This window comes from Bacteroides sp. CACC 737, assembly GCF_013874375.1.
GTDB lineage: Bacteria > Bacteroidota > Bacteroidia > Bacteroidales > Bacteroidaceae > Bacteroides > Bacteroides uniformis.
Map to the genome: position 1 here is coordinate 1513982 of NZ_CP059408.1, position 21078 is coordinate 1535059.

At 48.1% G+C, this 21078-nt stretch carries 19 protein-coding genes and 1 riboswitch; of the genes, 11 read left to right on the forward strand and 8 right to left on the reverse strand.

All coding sequences use genetic code 11. The annotated features are described in order from the left end of the window. Positions 1-9 precede the first annotated feature (9 nt). From thiH to fabD, 6 genes are all read right to left on the reverse strand, one after another. Entirely contained in the window at positions 10-1143 is a 1134-nt protein-coding gene (thiH, locus tag H1A11_RS06585) for a 2-iminoacetate synthase ThiH (protein ID WP_117599608.1), read from the reverse strand. Between the two features lie 20 nt (positions 1144-1163). Further along, positions 1164-2846, reverse strand: coding sequence for a phosphomethylpyrimidine synthase ThiC (thiC, locus tag H1A11_RS06590; protein ID WP_119962268.1), 1683 nt, complete (start codon positions 2844-2846; stop codon positions 1164-1166). A 13-nt stretch (positions 2847-2859) separates the two neighbouring features. Continuing rightward, positions 2860-3636 carry a thiazole synthase gene (locus H1A11_RS06595; RefSeq protein WP_117599610.1) on the reverse strand — a complete coding sequence of 259 codons (777 nt, stop codon included), beginning with the start codon at positions 3634-3636 and terminating at the stop codon, positions 2860-2862. Between the two features lie 10 nt (positions 3637-3646). Then, positions 3647-4330 carry a thiamine phosphate synthase gene (locus tag H1A11_RS06600; protein ID WP_117599611.1) on the reverse strand — a complete coding sequence of 228 codons (684 nt, stop codon included), beginning with the start codon at positions 4328-4330 and terminating at the stop codon, positions 3647-3649. 5 nt (positions 4331-4335) lie between these two features. After that, complete coding sequence (gene thiS, locus H1A11_RS06605) at positions 4336-4533, reverse strand: sulfur carrier protein ThiS (RefSeq protein ID WP_117599738.1); 198 nt, start codon at positions 4531-4533, stop codon at positions 4336-4338. A gap of 69 nt (positions 4534-4602) precedes the next feature. After that, positions 4603-4693: riboswitch (TPP riboswitch) on the reverse strand. A gap of 208 nt (positions 4694-4901) precedes the next feature. Then, a complete protein-coding gene (gene fabD, locus H1A11_RS06610) occupies positions 4902-5789 on the reverse strand; it encodes an ACP S-malonyltransferase (protein ID WP_117599612.1) in 888 nt (295 codons plus the stop codon). Positions 5790-6186: 397 nt separating this feature from the next. Between fabD and H1A11_RS06615 the strand changes: the two genes are divergently transcribed. From H1A11_RS06615 to H1A11_RS06635, 5 genes are all read left to right on the forward strand, one after another. After that, positions 6187-6918: an NUDIX domain-containing protein gene (locus H1A11_RS06615; RefSeq protein WP_117599613.1), complete on the forward strand. Its 732-nt coding sequence runs from the start codon at positions 6187-6189 to the stop codon at positions 6916-6918. A gap of 49 nt (positions 6919-6967) precedes the next feature. Continuing rightward, positions 6968-8455, forward strand: a complete 1488-nt coding sequence (locus H1A11_RS06620; RefSeq protein ID WP_119962267.1) for a xylulokinase — start codon at positions 6968-6970, stop codon at positions 8453-8455. A gap of 90 nt (positions 8456-8545) precedes the next feature. Beyond that, positions 8546-9862, forward strand: coding sequence for a xylose isomerase (gene xylA, locus H1A11_RS06625; protein WP_117599615.1), 1317 nt, complete (start codon positions 8546-8548; stop codon positions 9860-9862). Positions 9863-9976: 114 nt separating this feature from the next. Then, positions 9977-11464: a D-xylose transporter XylE gene (gene xylE, locus H1A11_RS06630; RefSeq protein ID WP_117599616.1), complete on the forward strand. Its 1488-nt coding sequence runs from the start codon at positions 9977-9979 to the stop codon at positions 11462-11464. 191 nt (positions 11465-11655) lie between these two features. Next, on the forward strand, positions 11656-13188 hold the full coding sequence (locus tag H1A11_RS06635; protein WP_117599617.1) for a carbon-nitrogen hydrolase family protein: 1533 nt from the start codon (positions 11656-11658) through the stop codon (positions 13186-13188). 281 nt (positions 13189-13469) lie between these two features. Here the strand turns inward: H1A11_RS06635 and H1A11_RS19055 are convergent, their stop codons facing one another. Next, positions 13470-13787, reverse strand: a complete 318-nt coding sequence (locus H1A11_RS19055) for a hypothetical protein (protein ID WP_255461545.1) — start codon at positions 13785-13787, stop codon at positions 13470-13472. A 130-nt stretch (positions 13788-13917) separates the two neighbouring features. On the opposite strand from H1A11_RS19055, the gene H1A11_RS19060 reads away from it, so the two are divergent. The 6 genes from H1A11_RS19060 (at position 13918) to H1A11_RS06665 (ending at position 20321) form a co-directional block, all read left to right on the forward strand. After that, a complete protein-coding gene (locus H1A11_RS19060) occupies positions 13918-14070 on the forward strand; it encodes a hypothetical protein (protein ID WP_242672401.1) in 153 nt (50 codons plus the stop codon). Between the two features lie 465 nt (positions 14071-14535). Beyond that, on the forward strand, positions 14536-18024 hold the full coding sequence (ileS, locus tag H1A11_RS06645; protein WP_117599618.1) for an isoleucine--tRNA ligase: 3489 nt from the start codon (positions 14536-14538) through the stop codon (positions 18022-18024). Positions 18025-18056: 32 nt separating this feature from the next. Next, on the forward strand, positions 18057-18437 hold the full coding sequence (locus H1A11_RS06650) for a TraR/DksA C4-type zinc finger protein (protein ID WP_005654117.1): 381 nt from the start codon (positions 18057-18059) through the stop codon (positions 18435-18437). 2 nt (positions 18438-18439) lie between these two features. Continuing rightward, positions 18440-19072 carry a lipoprotein signal peptidase gene (locus H1A11_RS06655; RefSeq protein ID WP_117964610.1) on the forward strand — a complete coding sequence of 211 codons (633 nt, stop codon included), beginning with the start codon at positions 18440-18442 and terminating at the stop codon, positions 19070-19072. After that, the gene (locus tag H1A11_RS06660) at positions 19069-19995 is read left to right on the forward strand and encodes a DUF4296 domain-containing protein (RefSeq protein ID WP_117964609.1); all 927 of its coding nucleotides are present in this window, start codon (positions 19069-19071) and stop codon (positions 19993-19995) included. Before H1A11_RS06655 ends, H1A11_RS06660 begins: the two co-directional genes overlap by 4 nt. Continuing rightward, positions 19992-20321 (forward strand): hypothetical protein, encoded by a 330-nt coding sequence (locus H1A11_RS06665; protein ID WP_117599621.1) that lies wholly within the window; start codon positions 19992-19994, stop codon positions 20319-20321. The genes H1A11_RS06660 and H1A11_RS06665 overlap by 4 nt, the downstream gene beginning before the upstream one ends. Here H1A11_RS06665 and H1A11_RS06670 read toward each other — a convergent pair. Next, complete coding sequence (locus tag H1A11_RS06670; protein ID WP_117964608.1) at positions 20275-21036, reverse strand: RNA methyltransferase; 762 nt, start codon at positions 21034-21036, stop codon at positions 20275-20277. The genes H1A11_RS06665 and H1A11_RS06670 overlap by 47 nt on opposite strands. Positions 21037-21078: the final 42 nt, after the last annotated feature.

The window sequence follows — 21078 nt, forward strand, 5'->3', positions numbered from 1 at the left end:
TTCGGTCACTCATCTCTTGAAAGCCTTCAAATCAAAACTCGCATCCCAATCTTTCCACACCGGTTCGCGCCCCAGGCGTTTCAACGCTTTGTCCACTTCCACAGCCTTGCGCTCGTCGCTGACATGAAACTGTTCCAGCGTTTGCGGATAGCTGTAATATCCTCCCGGCTCGGTCTTGCTTTCGGCGCTCATGGTTGTCACACCGAGTGTTGCCATATGGTCGCGTATATCGGCAGGCTCGCGGGTGGAGTAGGAGATGTCCACATCATGATCAAAGATACGCATGGCAAAAGTGACTTGTGCCAGTTCGCGGTCGCTCATGATGACATTGGGCTGGAAGCCGCCATTCTCCGAAGGACGCATACGGGGGAAGTTGACGCTGTATTTCGTCTGCCAATAATGTTTTTGGAGATAGCGCAGGTGATAAGCCATCATGGTGATGTCTGTTCGCCATTCTTTCTCCAGACCGATGAGCACTCCCATGCCGATGGAGTGGACGCCTGCCTGCCCCATGCGGTCGAAACCGTTGACACGCCATTCAAATTTGGACTTCATGCCGCGGGGGTGGTAGATGTTGTAATTCGCTTTGTGATAGGTTTCCTGAAAACAAATCACACCGTTCATGCCGTGCTCTTTCAGCTCTGCATACTCTTCCGCCTTTAAGGGCATCACTTCTATTTTCAGATTGCTGAAGTAGGGTTTTGCCAGGTCCAGTGCGCGGGCTATGTAGGGCACGCCTGCTTTGGCCGGATTTTCTCCCGTCACCAACAGCAAATTCTCGAAAGGTGCCAGCTTCTTGATGGCCTTGTACTCGTTCACGATTTCTTCTTCCGTCAGTATGGTACGCGGCATGGGGTTGCTGATGTGGAAACCGCAATACACGCAAGAGTTGGTGCAGGAATTCGTGATGTAAAGAGGCACGAACATGGAGATGGTCTTCCCGAATCGTGCCTCGGTGTATTTCTTGCTCAATCGTGCCATCGTCTCCAGATAGGGGGCAGCGGCGGGTGAGATGAGGGCCATGAAGTCCTCTACATTACAATGTTCTTTGGAGAGGGCACGGCGTACATCCGCATCTGTCTTGGCATGGATGCGTGCCGTGGTTTCCTCCCAGGATATATGTTCTAATTCGTCTGAAAACATAGTGCTCTATCAATTCCCATTTATTTCTTTTTTAATTCTCTCGACAACCGCATCGCACAGAAGTTCGGTCCGCACATCGTGCAATACTCCCCATCCACATGCTTCCCTGCATGAAAATAGCTGAACGCACGTTCCGGGTCGAGCGACAAGTCAAACTGGTCTTTCCAGCGGAATTCATAACGTGCTTTGCTCAGTGCATTGTCACGCACTTGTGCTCCGGGATGCCCTTTTGCCAGGTCGGCAGCATGGGCGGCTATCTTATAGGTGATGACACCTACACGCACATCCTCCTTATCGGGCAGCGCCAGATGCTCTTTTGGGGTGACATAACAGAGCATGGCCGTACCCAGCCAACCTATCTGTGCCGCGCCGATGGCAGACGTAATATGGTCGTAACCCGGTGCGATGTCCGTCACGATGGGGCCGAGCGTATAGAAAGGCGCATCGTGGCATTTTTCTATCTGGCGCTCCATATTCTCCTTAATCTTGTGCATGGGCACGTGGCCGGGACCTTCGATGAAAGCCTGCACATTCTTGTCCCAAGCACGCAGCACAAGCTCGCCCATCGTGTCGAGTTCTGCAAACTGCGCTTCATCGTTGGCATCGTGCGTAGACCCCGGACGCAGTCCGTCTCCCAAAGAGATGGCCACATCATACTGTGCCAGAATATCGCAAATGTCATCAAAGTGTTCGTAAAGGAAACTCTCGCGGTCGTGCACCAGGCACCATTTGCTCATGATGCTGCCACCACGGCTCACGATACCGCACAGCCTTTTCTCGGCCAGATGCACATTATGGCGGCGTATACCGGCATGGATGGTGAAGTAGTCCACTCCCTGCTCGCATTGTTCAATCAAGGTGTCGCGGTAGATTTCCCAGGTGAGGTCCTCCACCTTGCCGTTCACTTTCTCCAATGCCTGGTAGATGGGGACAGTACCTACCGGAACGGGACAGTTACGGATAATCCATTCGCGCGTTTCGTGGATATTCTCCCCGGTGGAGAGGTCCATCAGCGTGTCGCCTCCCCATTTACAACTCCACAAAGCCTTTTCCACCTCTTCTTCAATGCCGGAGGTGGTGGCGGAGTTTCCGATATTGGTATTTATCTTCACCAGGAAGTTACGTCCTATAATCATCGGCTCTGCTTCGGGATGGTTGATGTTGGCAGGAAGCAGGGCACGTCCGGCGGCAATCTCCCGGCGTACAAATTCCGGTGTGATGTGTGTCTCTATTCCCAGCTTCGCGCAGTTCATGTTCTCGCGAATCGCCACATACTCCATTTCAGGCGTGATGATGCCTTGCTTAGCATAGTACATCTGTGTGCAGCATTTTCCTTGAAGGGCACGGTAGGGCAGGGTGATGTGCTCAAAGCGCAGAGAATCGAGTGACCTGTCGTCGCGGCGCATGCGTCCGTACTCCGACGTTATTTCGGGAAGCTGCTCCACATCGCCGCGTTTCAGTATCCACGGTTCGCGCAGGCGGGGCAGCCCTTTCTTTAAATCCACTTCGACGGCAGGGTCGCTGAACGGTCCGCTGGTATCATACACATACACTTCTGGGTTCGGAGTAATCACCTTTTCTCCATCTATGAAGTTCGTACTGGGCACTTGTTCCACTTTGCGCATAGCTACGCGCAATTCGGGAAACAAGGTACCCGGCAAATATACTTTCTCAGAACGGGGGAATTTTATCTTCTGCTTCATTGCATTGTCAGTTTTATAGGTTCAAAAAAGCCGTCAGCGGTGAGCTGGCTTCCGCAACAAAATTATCGGTTTGTGCGCCCAGACCTGCTTCGTATGCCATGCGTCCTGCCTCTACAGCCTGCTTGAACGCTACCGCCATGGCCACGGGGTCGCCCGCCACTGCAATGGCAGTATTCACCAGGCAAGCCGACGCGCCCATTTCCATAGCCTCTGCCGCATGGCTCGGGGCGCCGATACCGGCATCCACCACTACGGGGATATTGGCTTGCTCAATGATTATCCTCAAGAAATCCCTTGTCTGCAGTCCTTTGTTTGTGCCGATAGGAGCACCCAGCGGCATGACGGTGGCGGCACCTGCCTCTTCCAGTCTCTTGCACAGTGTGGGGTCTGCCTGACAATAGGGCAGTACTACGAAGCCCAATTTGACCAGTTCCTCCGTGGCTTTCAACGTCTCCACAGAATCCGGCAACAGATAGCGGGGATCGGGGTGTATCTCCAGTTTCAGCCAGTTCGTGCCAAAAGCCTCACGCGCCATCTGTGCGGCAAAAACAGCTTCTTCGGCATTGCGCACGCCGGAGGTATTGGGCAGAAGCTGAATGCCGGGATGTTGTATATGCACCAGCATATCATCTTCCTTATTGTCCAGTTCAATTCGTTTCATTGCCACCGTCACCATTTCCGTGCCGGATGCCAAGATGGATTGTTCCATCACTTCGTCGGAATGGAACTTTCCGGTTCCTAAAAACAGGCGGGAGTTGAACTCACGTCCCGCAATCACTAATTTTTCCATGTCAGTAGTGTTATATTAATTTTTCGTTCTTTACTTTTTCCCCTGCTTCTTCATTCTTTATTAAAGAAATGATTCTCCGCATCTCGTCTGCCGGACTATCGGCATGCAGCACCGTGCCGGATAGGGCAATTCCGCTGACTCCCGTCTGCATAATGGCGGGAATGTCTGCAATGGTAATTCCTCCGATGGCAACCATGGGCAGGCATACGTTCTCCTCCCGCATCCGGTTGACGATGGCGGCATAGCCTTCCAATCCTAATATCGGGCTTAGGTTCTTCTTGGTGGTGGTGTAGCGGAAAGGGCCGCAGCCTATGTAGTCGGCACCAGCTTTGTAGTGTTGCTGTACATCCTCAAAAGTATTGGCGGTACCGCCTATAATGTACTCCGCGCCCAGAATCCGGCGTGCGTCGGCTATGGGCATGTCTTTCTTTCCAAGATGTACGCCGTCGGCACGCAGCTTCTTTACCAGTTCCACATGGTCGTCAATGATGAAGGTCGCACCGTATTGTCGGCAAAGGGCCTGCACCTCTAAGGCTACGGGTTCTATCGTTTCCACCGGGGTGTCTTTCATGCGCAGTTGCACCCAGCGGCAACCGCCCTCAAGAGCCATGCGTGCAGCATCCAGGTACGAATATCGCTCCGTATAGTGCGTGATGAACTGCATTCCTCCGTTTTTCAGCCTCTCGTCCTTCATCTTCCTCACCCTCCGCAAGCCGCTTTGATAATGATGATGGACATGTATTCCCTCAGGGCGCATTTTGTCCATTCCGTGCGAAATACAATATGGTTGTCTACGGCCACGGCAATGCCTTGCACCGGTAGGGCAAGTTCCTCGATAAGTTGTGAAAGGGTAGTGGCGCCGGTTTTCACTTCCTTGTTGTTGACCAATACTTTCATTTTTCTGTTCATTAAGAAATAAAACAATGGAAGTAAATACAAAGAAGCGTCTTTACGGCAAGTTTAGTGAAGAAAAAAATATCCAATTCCTACGGCAGTACTAACTGCATCAGGTTCGAGGGTATAATCTCAGCCCGTCAGGGCACCCCTTTGTCTTTACGGCAACAAAGGTAAGGGAAAATCGGAAATAAAAAACAAAAGGAAGCTTTTTTTCTGCCTGTCTCTGACTTTTCTTTTCCTTACCATCTCCGTACCTATACAGACGTAGCAGATAGAGAAGAGATTACAAGAGGAAAGTAAAGCTCTTTAAAAAGAAAGGCTGCCTCTCCGAAGAAAGACAGCCTTGAAGATATACTATACACAAAGAATTATGCAATCCCGTGAGCCGTTGCTTCCGGTGCAATTTTCTTGATAAGACCTTGCAGTACTGCACCAGGACCGCACTCTGTGAAGTCCGTAGCACCATCGGCAACCATGTTCTTCACTGTTTGCGTCCAACGTACCGATGCTGTCAGCTGAGCCACCAGATTCTTCTTGATTTCTGCCGGGTCAGTATGAGGCATAGCGTCTACATTCTGATATACGGGGCACTTCGGAGCATGGATTTCTGTTGCATTGATGGCTGCTTCCAGTTCCACTTTGGCAGGGTCCATCAATGGAGAGTGGAATGCACCGCCTACCTTCAACGGTAAGGCGCGCTTGGCACCTGCAGCCTTCATCAGTTCGCAAGCCTTGTTGATACCTTCTATGGAACCGGAAATTACAATCTGTCCCGGGCAATTATAGTTGGCTGCCACGCAAACTTCACCTTCGGCACTTACCTGGGCGCAGATTTCCTCAACCTTTTCATCCGGCAGGGCAATTATGGCTGCCATAGTGGAGGGCTGTGCTTCGCAAGCCTTTTGCATAGCCATGGCACGGGCATACACCAGTTTCAGACCATCTTCAAAGCTCAGTGCACCGGCAGCAACCAAAGCGGAGAACTCGCCCAGTGAGTGACCGGCGGTCATCTCCGGCTTAAAGTCATCGCCCATGCAGAGGGCGGAAATAACGGAATGAAGGAATACGGCAGGTTGGGTAACTTTAGTCTGGCGCAGGTCTTCATCTGTACCGTTGAACATAATATCAGTAATACGATACCCGAGGATATCATTTGCTTTCTCAAAAAGTTCCTTGGCTAATGCCGAATTTTCGTACAGGTCCTTTCCCATGCCAACGAATTGGGCACCTTGACCCGGAAATACAAATGCTTTCATATTTACTCGTTTTTTAGTGTTTAAATAAAAAGTGCTGCAAAGGTAGAGGTTTTTCTGATATTCACCGCACAAACGGATGTTTTTTGTGCAATACCCTTACTTTAAGGAGGAAGCTAAAATACAATATGTATGCTTGGGTCTTCTGTGATATCCGGATACTGAAATACTTATAAATGAAACACTTCCTCCTTATTGTACTTCCTACAATTAGACCTCTTGTGTATTCTTGTAAATTACATATTGTATTCCATACGATAACAACTGAAAATGATATTGTATAAAGTAAGATATGTATTCAGTTGAAAAATAATGCTTTATAACATTGTAAAAATATTCTTTTCCTTTGTCGCAAATTAGAAAAACCTATTTATATTTGCAGCGCTTAACGAGATATATTATGCAAAACATAGAACAAAAAACGCCGTTGGCAAACAATCATATCTCTGTGGACTGTGTAGTGATTGGTTTTGACGGAGAACAGCTAAAGGTTCTGCTGATTAAGCGTGCAGGAGAGGAAGAAGGAGAAATCTTTCATGATATGAAGCTTCCCGGAAGTCTGATTTATATGGATGAGGACTTAGATGAAGCTGCCAAACGGGTGTTGAATGAATTAACGGGCCTGAAGAACGTCAATCTGATGCAATTTAAGGCATTCGGTTCAAAAAACCGTACGAAGGACCCCAAAGATGTGCATTGGCTGGAACGTGCCATGCAGTCCAGGGTGGAACGTATTGTCACCATAGCCTATCTTTCCCTGGTGAAGATAGACCGCGCATTGAACCGTGATTTGGACGATTATCAAGCCAGTTGGGTAGCCATGCCGGATATAAAGGCTCTGGCATTCGACCACAACCTGATTATCAAGGAAGCCATTACCTATGTCCGCCAGTACGTCGAGTTCAATCCGTCTTCACTGTTCGACTTATTGCCGCGTAAGTTCACCGCATCCCAGCTTCGCACTTTGTACGAGCTGGTGTATGACAAGCAGTACGACGTACGCAATTTCCATAAAAAGATAGCCCTGATGGAATATGTCGTTCCTCTGGAAGAAAAACAGCAAGGCGTGGCCCACCGGGCGGCACGTTACTACCGTTTTGACAAAAAGATATACAATAAAATCCGACGGTAGCCGGATTTTGAATTCTTCATATCACTTTCATTCTTTAATATTGATAGAAATGTATTTATTAGGTTATGACATCGGCAGCTCGTCTGTAAAAGCGAGTCTGGTAAATGCGGAAAGCGGCAAATGTGTATCGTCTGCCTTCTTCCCCAAGACTGAAGCGGAAATTATCGCAGTGAAGCCCGGCTGGGCAGAGCAAGACCCCGGAAATTGGTGGGAAAATTTGAAACTGGCCACACAAGCTGTATTGGCAGAATCCGGAGTAAACGCAGAAGACATCAAGGCGATTGGTATCTCTTATCAGATGCATGGCTTGGTATGTGTAGATAAAAACCAGCAGGTGTTGCGTCCTGCCATTATCTGGTGCGACTCCAGAGCCGTGCCCTACGGACAAAAGGCTTTCGAAACATTGGGAGAGGAGACTTGCCTTTCACATCTGCTGAATTCTCCGGGCAACTTCACGGCCTCCAAACTGGCTTGGATTAAGGAGAATGAGCCTTCCGTTTACGAAAAGATTCATAAGATAATGCTGCCGGGCGACTATATCGCCATGAAGTTGAGCGGTACCATCTGTACCACGGTGTCCGGTTTGTCCGAAGGGATGTTCTGGGATTTCAAGAACAACCGGGTTGCTGATTTTCTGATGGAGTATTATGGATTCGACTCCTCTCTGATTGCCGACATCAAACCGACTTTCTCCGAGCAGGGACGCGTCAATGCTGCTGCAGCCGCAGAGCTGGGTCTGAAAGAAGGTACGCCTATCACTTACCGTGCTGGCGACCAGCCCAACAATGCCCTTTCCCTGAATGTATTCAATCCGGGTGAAATAGCTTCCACCGCCGGAACATCCGGCGTGGTATACGGCGTGAACGGTGAGGTGAACTACGACCCCAAGTCACGTGTCAACACCTTTGCACACGTCAACCATACTGCCGGGCAAACCCGTCTGGGTGTTCTGCTGTGCATCAATGGTACGGGCATCCTCAATTCATGGGTAAAACGTACCGTTGCTCCCGAAGGCATCTCCTACAGCGATATGAATCTGCTGGCAGCACAAGCTCCCATCGGCAGTGCCGGCATCAGCATCCTGCCCTTCGGGAACGGTGCGGAGCGTATGCTGGAGAACAAGGAAATAGGCTGCTCCATTCATGGCATCAACTTCAACCAGCACGGCAAGCAGCATATCGTCCGTGCAGCGCAGGAAGGCATCGTTTTCTCCTTCAAATATGGAATCGACATCATGGAACAAATGGGCATTCCCGTGCAGAAAATTCATGCCGGCAAGGCTAATATGTTCCTCAGCCCGCTGTTCCGCGAGACATTGGCCGGTGTGACGGGAGCTGTCATCGAACTGTATGATACCGACGGCTCTGTAGGTGCCGCCAAAGGCGCCGGAATCGGTGCGGGCATATACAAGGACAGCAACGAAGCATTTGCCACGCTTGAGAAGCTCGAGGTGATAGAGCCGAAAGTGGCAGACCGCCAGGCTTATGCCGACGCATATGCGCGCTGGAAACACTGTCTGGAAGAAGCAATGAGATAATGTATGATTGATTCATGGCATCTTGATATGAACAAATTTTTGCAACTTATTTAAATCAAATAATTAATCCTTTAAAACAAAATTAAGATTATGGCAACAAAAGAGTATTTTCCCGGAATAGGAAAGATTAAATTCGAAGGTAAAGAGAGCAAGAACCCGATGGCATTCCGTTACTACGATGCCGATAAAGTAATCATGGGCAAGAAAATGAGTGAATGGCTGAAGTTCGCCATGGCATGGTGGCACACTCTTTGCGCAGAAGGCGGCGACCAGTTCGGTGGCGGAACAAAGAAATTCCCCTGGAACGGTGAGGCTGACAAGGTTCAGGCTGCCAAGAACAAAATGGACGCCGGCTTTGAATTTATGCAGAAAATGGGTATCGAATACTACTGCTTCCACGATGTAGACCTTTGCGAAGAAGCCGAGACCATTGAAGAATACGAAGCCAACCTGAAGGAAATCGTAGCGTATGCCAAGCAGAAACAAGCTGAAACCGGCATCAAGCTGTTGTGGGGTACCGCCAACGTATTCGGCCATGCTCGCTATATGAATGGCGCAGCCACTAACCCCGATTTTGATGTAGTGGCACGTGCCGCCGTTCAAATCAAGAACGCCATCGACGCTACTATCGAGCTGGGAGGTTCAAACTATGTATTCTGGGGCGGTCGCGAAGGCTACATGTCTTTGCTGAATACAGACCAGAAACGTGAGAAAGAGCACCTCGCACAGATGTTGACCATCGCCCGCGACTATGCCCGTGCCCGCGGATTCAAAGGTACCTTCCTGATTGAACCGAAACCGATGGAACCTACCAAACACCAGTATGATGTAGACACCGAAACCGTTATCGGCTTCTTGAAGGCTCACAATCTGGACAAGGATTTCAAGGTGAACATCGAAGTGAACCACGCTACTTTGGCGGGTCACACCTTCGAGCACGAACTCGCAGTAGCCGTAGACAACGGTATGCTCGGCTCCATCGACGCCAACCGTGGTGACTACCAGAACGGCTGGGATACAGACCAGTTCCCCATCGACAACTTCGAACTGACCCAGGCCATGATGCAAATCATCCGTAACGGAGGTTTTGGCAATGGCGGTACAAACTTCGATGCCAAGACCCGTCGTAACTCCACCGACCTGGAAGACATTTTCATTGCCCACATCGCCGGTATGGACGTGATGGCACGTGCACTGGAAAGTGCAGCCAAACTGCTTGAAGAGTCTCCTTACAAAAAGATGCTGGCCGACCGCTATGCTTCCTTCGACAGTGGTAAAGGCAAGGAATTTGAAGATGGCAAACTGACGCTGGAGGATTTGGTAGCTTACGCAAAAGCCAACGGTGAGCCGAAACAGACCAGCGGCAAGCAGGAATTGTATGAGGCAATCGTGAATATGTACTGCTAATAATGATCAATGTTTAGTGATTAGTGGTTAATAGGTTGCGCATGAAGTGTTTCAATATTAATCATTAATCGCTAATCATTAATCGCTAATCATTAACCATTAATCATTAATATCATGAATTATACAGAAAAAGGCAGTAAACTCTACCTCTTCTCTATTGTGTTGGTAGCCGTCATTGGAGGATTGCTTTTCGGTTACGATACAGCAGTCATATCCGGTGCCGATAAAGGGCTTCAGGCATTCTTTATGGGTGCCCCCGATTTTGTCTACACAGATACGATTCACGGCATTACCTCTTCCAGTGCACTTATCGGATGTATCATCGGTAGTGCTCTTTCGGGATTCTTCGCATCCAATCTGGGACGTAAGAATTCTCTTTTCATAGCCGGCGTCTTGTTCTTTCTGTCGGCATTAGGCTCCTACTACCCGGAATTCCTTTTCTTCGACTATGGTGTTCCTTCCTATTCCTTGCTCGTGGCATTCAACTTCTACCGTGTATTGGGAGGAATCGGCGTTGGTTTGGCATCCGCCATCTGCCCGATGTATATTGCGGAAATTGCGCCGAGCAACATTCGCGGGACTCTGGTATCATGGAACCAGTTTGCCATTATCTTCGGCCAGTTAGTGGTTTACTTCGTGAATTTCCTTATTTTGGGCGAGAATTCAAATCCGGTGATAAAGGCCATTGAAGGAGTCAACCAGATTCTGAATCCCGAAGCGGCAGCATGGACCACAGAGATAGGATGGCGTCTGATGTTTGTCAGTGAGGCTGTTCCTGCAGGAGTCTTTGCGTTGCTCGTACTGTTTGTTCCCGAAACGCCACGCTATCTTGCCATGAGTGGCAAGGATGATAAGGCACTCCAGGTGTTAAGCCGTATCAACGGCTTGGCTCAGGCAAAGGTTATTCTGTCTCAAATCAAAGCCACGGCAGAGGAAAAGACGGAAAAGCTTTTCACTTATGGCTGGATGGTTATCTTTATCGGTATCATGCTGAGTGTATTCCAGCAAGCGGTAGGTATCAACGCCGTACTCTATTTCGCACCGCGTATCTTCGAAACGATGGGAATGGGCAACCCGATGGTTCAAACCGTCATCATGGGTATCATCAATATTCTGTTCACGTTGCTGGCTGTCTTTACAGTCGAGAAATGGGGACGTAAACCGCTGCTCATCTCGGGGTCTATCGGCATGGCGATAGGTGCTTTCGGAGTAGCTCTTTGCAACGTTGTGGCAGGGCTTCCTCCCATGTTGGCTGTTGTCAGCATCATGGTCTACAGTGCTTCGTTCATGTTCAGCTGGGGCCCCATCTGCTGGGTACTGATTGCTGAAATCTTCCCGAATACCATTCGTGGCGCTGCAGTAGCCATTGCCGTAGCCTTCCAATGGATATTCAATTTCATTGTATCTTCCACCTTCGTACCTATGTACAATATGAGTTTGGGAGATATGGGAGACAAGTTCGGGCACATGTTTGCTTATGGCTTATACGGAATCATCTGTGTGGTGGCCGCTCTGTTTGTCTGGAAGCTTGTTCCCGAAACGAAAGGCAAGACACTGGAAGACATGACCAGACTGTGGAAGAATAGAAAAAATAATAGATAAGAACGTTATTGAAACTGTTCATATAAAATGAGAAAGAGGAGGCTTGATGAACGCCTCCTCTTCTTGTTATCATCCCATATATTCTCTCTTATCTGTCCAAGATGAGAAAGAAAAATCTTCAAAAGGAAAGATAACATGTAAAGATAAACTGTACCTTTGCACTGTTTTTAATCAGGAATAGCAAGAAAGTTATGGATTCAATGAAAATCAATAAGGTACAGATACGCAATCTGCAGATTGAAGATTATGACCAGTTGGCACAATCGTTTACGCGTGTTTATTCAGACGGAAGCGATGTGTTCTGGACACACAAACAAATAGAAAAGCTGATACGAATCTTTCCCGAGGGGCAGATTGTGACGGTGGTTGACGAGAAAATCGTGGGCTGTGCACTTTCCATCATAGTGAACTACGATGATGTGAAGAACGACCACACCTACGCTCAGGTTACGGGCAAGGAGACTTTCAATACCCACAATCCGAAGGGTAACATCCTTTATGGCATCGAAGTCTTTATTCATCCCCAATACCGCGGCCTGCGTCTGGCACGCCGCATGTATGAATACCGCAAGGAACTTTGCGAAACATTGAACTTGAAGGCAATCATGTTTGGCGGACGTATCCCCAACTACTATAAATATGCTGACCAACTCCGTCCTAAGGAGTACATAGACAAGGTGAAGCAAAAGGAAATCTTCGACCCGGTGCTGACCTTTCAGCTCTCCAACGACTTCCACGTGCGCAAGGTGATGCGCAACTATCTTCCCAATGATGAGGAGTCCAAGCACTATGCCTGCCTGCTGCAATGGGACAATATCTACTATCAGGCTCCCACACAAGACTATGTAAGCCCCAAAACTACCGTCCGTGTCGGCTTGGTGCAATGGCAGATGCGTACCTACAAGACACTGGATGACCTCTTTGAACAAGTGGAGTTCTTTGTGGATGCCGTGAGCGACTATAAGAGTGACTTTGTCCTTTTCCCCGAATACTTCAATGCACCGCTGATGGCAAAATTCAACAATGAGGGCGAATCGCAGGCCATCCGTGGACTGGCGGCCTATACCGAGGAAATCAGGGAGCGTTTCGTCAAGCTCGCTATCAGTTATAACATCAATATCATTACGGGCAGTATGCCGCTTATCAAGGAGGACGGATTGCTATACAACGTAGGATTCCTCTGCCGGCGTGACGGAAGCTATGAAATGTATGAGAAGATACACGTCACTCCCGACGAAATAAAGTCTTGGGGATTGAGTGGAGGCAAGTCCATCCAGACGTTCGACACGGACTGTGCGAAGATAGGCGTGCTGATATGCTACGATGTCGAGTTCCCCGAACTGAGCCGCATCATGGCGGACCAAGGCATGCAGATACTCTTTGTGCCTTTCCTTACCGATACACAGAATGCTTACAGCCGCGTAAAGGTATGCGCCCATGCCCGTGCCATCGAAAACGAGTGCTTCGTCGTGATAGCCGGCAGTGTAGGTAATCTTCCCCGTGTGCACAACATGGACATTCAGTATGCCCAGTCCGGTGTATTCACTCCCTGCGATTTTGCTTTCCCCACAGACGGCAAGCGTGCGGAAGCCACTCCGAATACCGAAATGATTCTTGTATCGGATGTGGATCTGGATTTGCTGAACGAGCTGCATACCTACGGCAGTGTACGTAACTTGAAAGACCGGAGAGGCGATTTGTACGAGGTGAAGATGAAAAAATAACCTTTCCACGCCGGGTTTTTCATCGTACCCGATGCCACACTTCAGTAACTTAAATGCCACACTTTACCGCCTCAAGTGCCACATTTCGTAGTCCGAAACCTATGGCATTCCGGATGATAAAATGTGGCATTTAAGTTACTGAAGTGTGGCATTTCGGATAGTAATTCCATAGTTTATTCGTGTCTTTACACAACTTTTACTCTAAAAACTGAAACAATGGTCAAAAAAGCTTTCTCCGCTTCCGAAATACCTCTTTGCATCAATGTGCTGCGATTACTTAACTACCGTCTGGCCTCCGGTGAACTGATTCTGTCCGACTGGCTTACGGTGAAACAGATTGCTTTTAATATAAGCCTTTCCATTACTCCTAGGCGCGTGTAGAGGAGGAAACCCGTATTCTCCGCACCCGGCAGGAAGTCATCATCAGGCAATTCTCCATCCTGGGCTTCCTGAAAACTGACATAAAGGTCAATTCTGTCACTTATGAACGTGTCCGCTATTACTTCGTAGACTTCATCCTCTATTTTGCCTTCCACGCCACTATGCAGCAGAAGAAGAGCAAGGAAGAATAGCTGAAGCCTGCCTACACCATAAATCAATGAGGCAGCCGCCCAAGTCTATGAAGAGCGCCGCCAATATTATAGTGATGGGGGACTGACCGGAGATGTGAAGCCTGAATGCTCAAAATCCGCCATGCAATTACAGCATCAAAAAACGCCTTTCTTGCCTATGTGGACGAAATCCTGCCCCAAAAGAAAGAAAGAACCCGAAAACCTGATGTATTACTTTCTCTCTTTCGATGAGACATTGGATTGTTTCGGAGTGGTGAATCATTTCCTTAATTATTCTATCTTGAATTATAGTTACATCAGCGGCAGTTGAAGTCTATTCGCAGATGATGCTGCTATTATTTTTTTCAATGTGATATTTTATTATTCTTTCCCATGCTGTTTTGCACGCTTATTGCTGATTGCAGCAATGACATTCGCAGAATTCTACATACCGTTTGTTGAACTCAGCAAAATAGCCCTCTTATTTGTAGTTTTCAGGTCGCTTGTTTGAACTAAATTTACGTTTTGCCGTTTTTTGCTTAGAACCCCGTGGGTTTTAGTGCTTTTCTTAGAAAGGTCACATCAAGCGGATATTACTTCCACACATCCATTGAACTGACGCCAAATAAAACATTTTATCGCACTAAGCCAGCTTTTTCTACCTAAAAAGTCTCTTGTATCTAAGTTTTTTGTAAATTTGCACTCTTAAAATAAAGAAGATGGCTTTTGATGTACCAAAAAACATGCTGGTCAAGAGTATTCTTCAATCGTAAATTGTCAAATAGTAAATATCAAGATGGGTAAGAAGTTTGCCGAATATTCGAAGCTTGACCTTTCCGAAGTGAACGGAAAAGTGTTGGAGAAATGGGACGAAAACCAGGTTTTCGCCAAGAGTATGACAGAACGTGAAGGTTGTCCTTCTTTCGTGTTTTTCGAAGGACCTCCTTCGGCCAATGGTATGCCGGGTATTCACCACGTAATGGCTCGCTCCATTAAGGACATTTTCTGCCGTTACAAAACGATGAAGGGATTTCAGGTAAAGCGTAAGGCCGGATGGGATACTCATGGATTACCCGTGGAACTGGGTGTGGAAAAGGCGCTTGGCATTACGAAAGAGGATATTGGCAGGACTATTTCTGTGGCAGAATACAATGCTGCCTGCCGCAAGGACGTCATGAAGTTCACCAAAGAGTGGGAAGACCTGACGCACAAGATGGGCTACTGGGTGGATATGAAGAACCCCTATATAACTTACGACAACCGCTACATCGAAACGTTGTGGTGGCTGTTGAAGCAACTCTACAAGAAAGGACTGCTTTATAAAGGATATACCATACAACCGTATTCTCCCGCTGCCGGTACAGGACTCAGTTCGCACGAGCTGAACCAGCCCGGATGCTATCGTGACGTAAAAGATACGACCGTAGTGGGGCAGTTCAAGATAAAGAACCCGAAGCCGGAAATGGCAGAGTGGGGGACTCCTTACTTCCTGGCATGGACTACCACTCCGTGGACATTGCCCAGCAATACCGCACTCTGTGTAGGGCCTAAGATTGACTATGTAGCCGTGCAGACCTACAACAGCTATAGTGGCGAGAAGATGACCGTCGTTCTGGCAAAAGCATTGCTCTATGCACACTTCAATAAAAAAGCGGAAGGCATTGCATTAGAGGATTATAAACCGGGAGACAAGCTGATACCTTTCAAGATTGTAGGTGAATACAAGGGACCGGACTTGGTAGGTATGGAGTACGAGCAACTCATCCCGTGGGTAAAGCCGATAGATGTGGCCGAAGACGGCAGTTGGACTGCCAGCGATAAAGGTTTCCGTGTAATCGCGGGTGATTATGTAACGACCGAAGACGGTACGGGTATCGTACACATCGCCCCGACCTTTGGTGCGGACGATGCCTTTGTGGCCCGTGCTGCAGGCATACCTTCCCTGTTCATGATAAACAAGAAAGGTGAAACTCGCCCGATGGTGGATCTCACCGGTAAGTTCTATTTGATAGATGAACTGGATGAGGATTTCGTAAAGGCATGTGTCAACGTGGACTTGTATAAGGAGTATCAGGGCAAGTGGGTAAAGAATGCTTATGACCCTCAATTCACCGTAGACGGCAAGTATAATGAGCAGGCTGCGCAAGCTGCCGAATCATTGGATATCGAAATCTGCATGATGATGAAAGCCGCTCATCAGGCATTCAAGATAGAAAAGCATGTACACAACTATCCGCACTGCTGGCGTACGGACAAACCCGTATTGTACTATCCGCTGGATAGCTGGTTTATCCGCAGCACCGCTTGTAAGGAACGTATGATAGAGTTGAACAAGACCATCAACTGGAAGCCGGAAAGCACCGGTACGGGACGTTTCGGTAAGTGGCTGGAAAACCTGAATGACTGGAATCTCAGCCGTTCACGCTACTGGGGCACTCCGCTGCCTATCTGGCGTACAGAGGACAATAGCGAGGAAAAATGTATCGAGTCTGTAGAAGAACTTTACAACGAAATAGAGAAATCCGTAGCTGCCGGTCTGATGCAGTCCAACCCCTACAAGGACAAAGGCTTCCAGCCGGGTATATATACCGAAGAGAATTACGACAAGATAGACTTGCACCGTCCTTACGTAGACGATGTTATCCTTGTTTCCAAAGACGGCAAGCCGATGAAGCGTGAAACGGACTTGATTGACGTATGGTTTGACTCCGGTGCCATGCCTTATGCACAGATACACTATCCGTTCGAAAACAAGGAACTGCTGGACAGCCATCAGGTATATCCTGCCGATTTCATTGCCGAAGGAGTGGACCAGACACGCGGCTGGTTCTTCACGCTGCACGCCATCGCCACGATGGTGTTCGACAGCACCGCTTATAAGGCTGTTATCTCCAACGGTCTGGTGCTCGACAAGAACGGAAACAAGATGTCCAAGCGTCTGGGCAATGCCGTAGACCCCTTCTCGACCATCGAGAAATACGGTTCCGACCCGTTGCGCTGGTACATGATCACCAACTCTTCTCCGTGGGACAATCTTAAGTTCGACGTGGATGGAGTGGAAGAGGTGCGCCGCAAGTTCTTCGGAACACTCTATAACACCTATTCATTCTTCGCCCTCTATGCCAATGTAGACGAATTTGAATACAAGGAAGCCGACGTGCCCATGGCAGAACGCCCTGAGATAGACCGTTGGATTCTCTCCGTACTGAATACGCTGGTGAAGAACGTGGATACCTGCTACAATGAATACGAGCCCACGAAAGCAGGACGTCTCATTTCTGAGTTTGTGAACGACAATCTCTCCAATTGGTACGTTCGTCTGAACCGTAAACGCTTCTGGGGTGGCGGTATGACGCAGGACAAGCTCTCTGCATTCCAGACACTCTATACCTGCTTGGAAACTGTAGCCAAGCTGATGGCGCCCATTGCTCCGTTCTATGCCGACATGCTGTACACAGACCTGATTGCAGCTACGGGACGCGACAACGTGGTTTCCGTACACCTTGCCAAGTTCCCCGAATATAAGGAGGAAATGATAGACAAGGAATTGGAAACCCGCATGCAGATGGCACAAGACGTCACTTCTATGGTATTGGCACTGCGCCGCAAGGTGAACATCAAAGTCCGCCAACCGCTTCAGTGCATCATGATACCGGTAGTGGATGAAGAACAGCGTGCACACATCGAGGCTGTGAAAGCACTTATCATGAACGAGGTGAATGTGAAAGAAATCAAGTTTGTGGACGGTGCTGCCGGTGTACTGGTAAAAAAAGTGAAATGCGACTTCAAGAAGTTGGGACCGAAATTCGGAAAACAGATGAAAGCTGTGGCTGCTGCCGTGGCCGGAATGTCTCAGGAGGCTATCGCTGAACTGGAGAAGAACGGTTCCTATACGTTCGTCCTGAACGGTACGGAAGCTGTGATTGAAACTGCCGATGTGGAAATCTTCAGCGAGGACATCCCGGGCTGGCTGGTTGCCAACGAAGGTAAACTAACCGTAGCTTTGGAAGTTACCGTAACCGAAGAGTTGCGTCGTGAAGGTGTTGCGCGCGAGTTGGTGAACCGTATTCAGAATATCCGCAAGTCAAGCGGTTTTGAGATAACCGATAAAATAAAGATTACATTATCAAAAAATCCTCAAACAGATGATGCAGTAAACGAATATAAAGACTATATTTGTAACCAAGTTTTAGGAACTTCACTGACGCTGACAGACAACGTAGAAAATGGTGCAGAACTAAACTTCGACGATTTCTCGCTGTACGTGAGCGTAGTGAAAGAATAATTAAATACTAACCTGATTAACACGTAAAAGTTATGGCAGAAAAGACAAGATACTCAGATGCTGAATTGGAAGAATTCCGCGCTATCATTCTGGAGAAGTTAGAGTTAGCACAACGTGACTATGAATTGTTAAAGGCTAGCCTGACGGGTGCAGACGGCAATGACACCGACGATACATCTCCTACGTACAAAGTGCTGGAAGAAGGTGCCAACACCTTATCCAAGGAAGAAACCACACGTCTGGCCCAACGCCAGTTAAAGTTCATCCAAGGATTGCAGGCTGCTTTGGTGCGCATTGAGAACAAAACATATGGCATTTGCCGCGAAACCGGCAAACTGATACCGGCAGAGCGCCTTCGTGCAGTGCCCCATGCCACTTTGAGCATCGAAGCTAAAAACAACGGCAAGAAATAAAAATGGGTAAATTCTTTACGAAAGGACGGATAGCCTTACTCATTATATTCTCGGTATTAATTATAGACCAGATTATCAAGATTTGGATTAAGACTCACATGTACTGGCACGAGAGCATCCGAATCACAGATTGGTTCTACATCTACTTTACTGAGAATAGTGGCATGGCTTTCGGTATGGAAATATTCGCCAAACTGTTTCTCACCTTGTTCCGTATTGTTGCGGTAACGGTGATAGGTTGGTTTCTGCATAAATTCGTGAAGCTGGGAATGAAGACGGGATTCATCGTCTGTGTGTCTTTAGTCCTGACGGGAGCTTTGGGTAACATTATTGACAGCGTCTTTTACGGTGTACTGTTTAATGAAAGCACTCATTCGCAGATAGCTTCTTTCCTGCCTGAAGGGGGAGGATATGCTTCCTGGTTTCACGGCAAAGTGGTAGATATGTTCTATTTTCCTATCATAGATACAAACTGGCCCACATGGATGCCGTTCGTCGGTGGTGAACACTTTATTTTTTTCAGCCCGATATTCAATTTTGCAGATGCAGCAATCAGCTGTGGTATGATTGCATTGCTGTTGTTCTATAATAAGGATTTCAATGATGCCTATCACGCAGCCATAAAGAAATCATGAAAGGAATAAATCGAATTCAATGGTGTAGTGTAGTCCTTCTGGCATTCAGTCTGACGGCTTGTAAGGTGAAAAGACCTGAGACCGTCCTTCCGGATGCCAAGATGGAAAACGTGCTTTACGATTATCACATAGCCAAAGCTATGGGTGAAGAAGTACCGTATAACGAAAGCTATAAGCGGGTTCTTTACATTGAATCGGTTTTCAAGAAATATGGCATCACTCAGGCCGATTTCGACTCTTCTATGGTCTGGTTTGCCCGTAATCCGGAGGTACTTACCAAAATCTACGAGAAAGTGAATGTACGCTTAAAAGCCGAAAGAGACGGTATCAACCACTTGATTGCCCTGCGTGACAACAAGCCGAAAGAATCACTTCCCGGAGACAGTATCGACGTGTGGATATGGCAGCATATCTATCAGTTGACGGGCATGCCCCTGGACAACAAGATAACGTTTACGTTGCCTTCAGACACCAATTTCCACGACCGTGACACGTTGCGCTGGAGCGCACGCTTCCGTTTTCACAACGGTGCACCGGACAGCATACATGCTCCGTTGATGGCGATGCAGGTTCTTTATGAGAAGAATGACAGTGTCATCAGTGCCATTCGGAAAGTACAAGGCACAGGTGTGGAAACGCTCACCTTGTTTGCCGATACCTTAGGAGAAATCAAGGAAATACGCGGGTTCATCTATTACCCGCAGCAGGAGACTCCACAGCCTTTGCTGGCAGACCGTATCTCACTGATGCGCTATCACGCCACAGACAGTCTGGTCATTGCCCCAAAGGACAGCCTTCAGCAGGCCACAGACTCCCTTCGCAAGGACAGTATCGGGAAACCAGAGAAATTGAAGCCTCTGAAAATTCAGGAGCAGGAAAATGCCACAACTCCTAGAACCATACGTCCCCGTCCGAAAGCATGAAACGCTACGCTTCCCATTTTCTGTTTCTTCCCAGACATGGCTATCTGAAACAATATGTGGTGGAGATAGGTGAAGGACAGTGTGTATCACGTATCTTCCCATTGACAGAAGAGGTGGAGAATACGGAATGGCTACCGGGCGTCATAGCTTTGCTTACGGAGGCGGAAACAGACTATCCTCATTTTGATACGTGCTGCAATATACTGACGGCAATCCCTCCGGTTATCGAGGAAGAATTGTCTTGTTTGATTCCCTGGTTGTTTTTCCCTTTTGATTTTACTACAATGCTGCCTGGCGCCGGAACTCAGCGCAAACTACTGCTGTAGCAATAGCCACGTTCAACGACTCCGAGGTCTCACGGCCGGCGGGATAATTCGGTATGTATAGTTTGCGGTTGATGAGTGCCTCCACTTCTTTTCCGATGCCATTTCCTTCATTTCCCATCACAATCAGCCCATTTTTCGAGAGTGATTGTCCGTACATATTCTCTCCGTCCAGGAAAGTGCCGTAAACGGGAATATCCTTCAGTGAGCGAATGAGCTCGGGTAGGGGAGTATAATGCAGTCTGACGCGTGCGATACCTCCCATCGTGGCCTGCACTGTTTTGGGATTATAGATATCCACCGTATTGGGCGAACAGAATATATGCTCTATCCCAAACCAATCGGCAAGGCGGACAATCGTTCCCAGGTTACCGGGGTCTTGCACATCATCCAAAGCCAGACAGAGGGAGCGGCTGATGACGGAAACATCCGTCTCCTCATCCGGCTGCCGGAACACAGCCAGCACTTGTTGGGGAGTTTTTAGCAGGCTGGCACGCGAAAGTTCTTCCTCCGATACTTCCGTGACATCCGTTACAGTGGAGATAGGGCGGTTCCGGGAAAGCCATTCTGAAGTTGCCAGCAAGAACTGACAAGGAAAATGTCCCAACAAATCCCCTACGAGTTTAGGTCCTTCTGCCAGAAATACCTTGTCAGCCTTCCGGTTCTTTTTCTGCTCCAACGAGTGGATATATTTAATGCGGTTTTTACTTAATGCCATAGGATACACATGTTATCATTTGACAAAAATACGTGATTATTT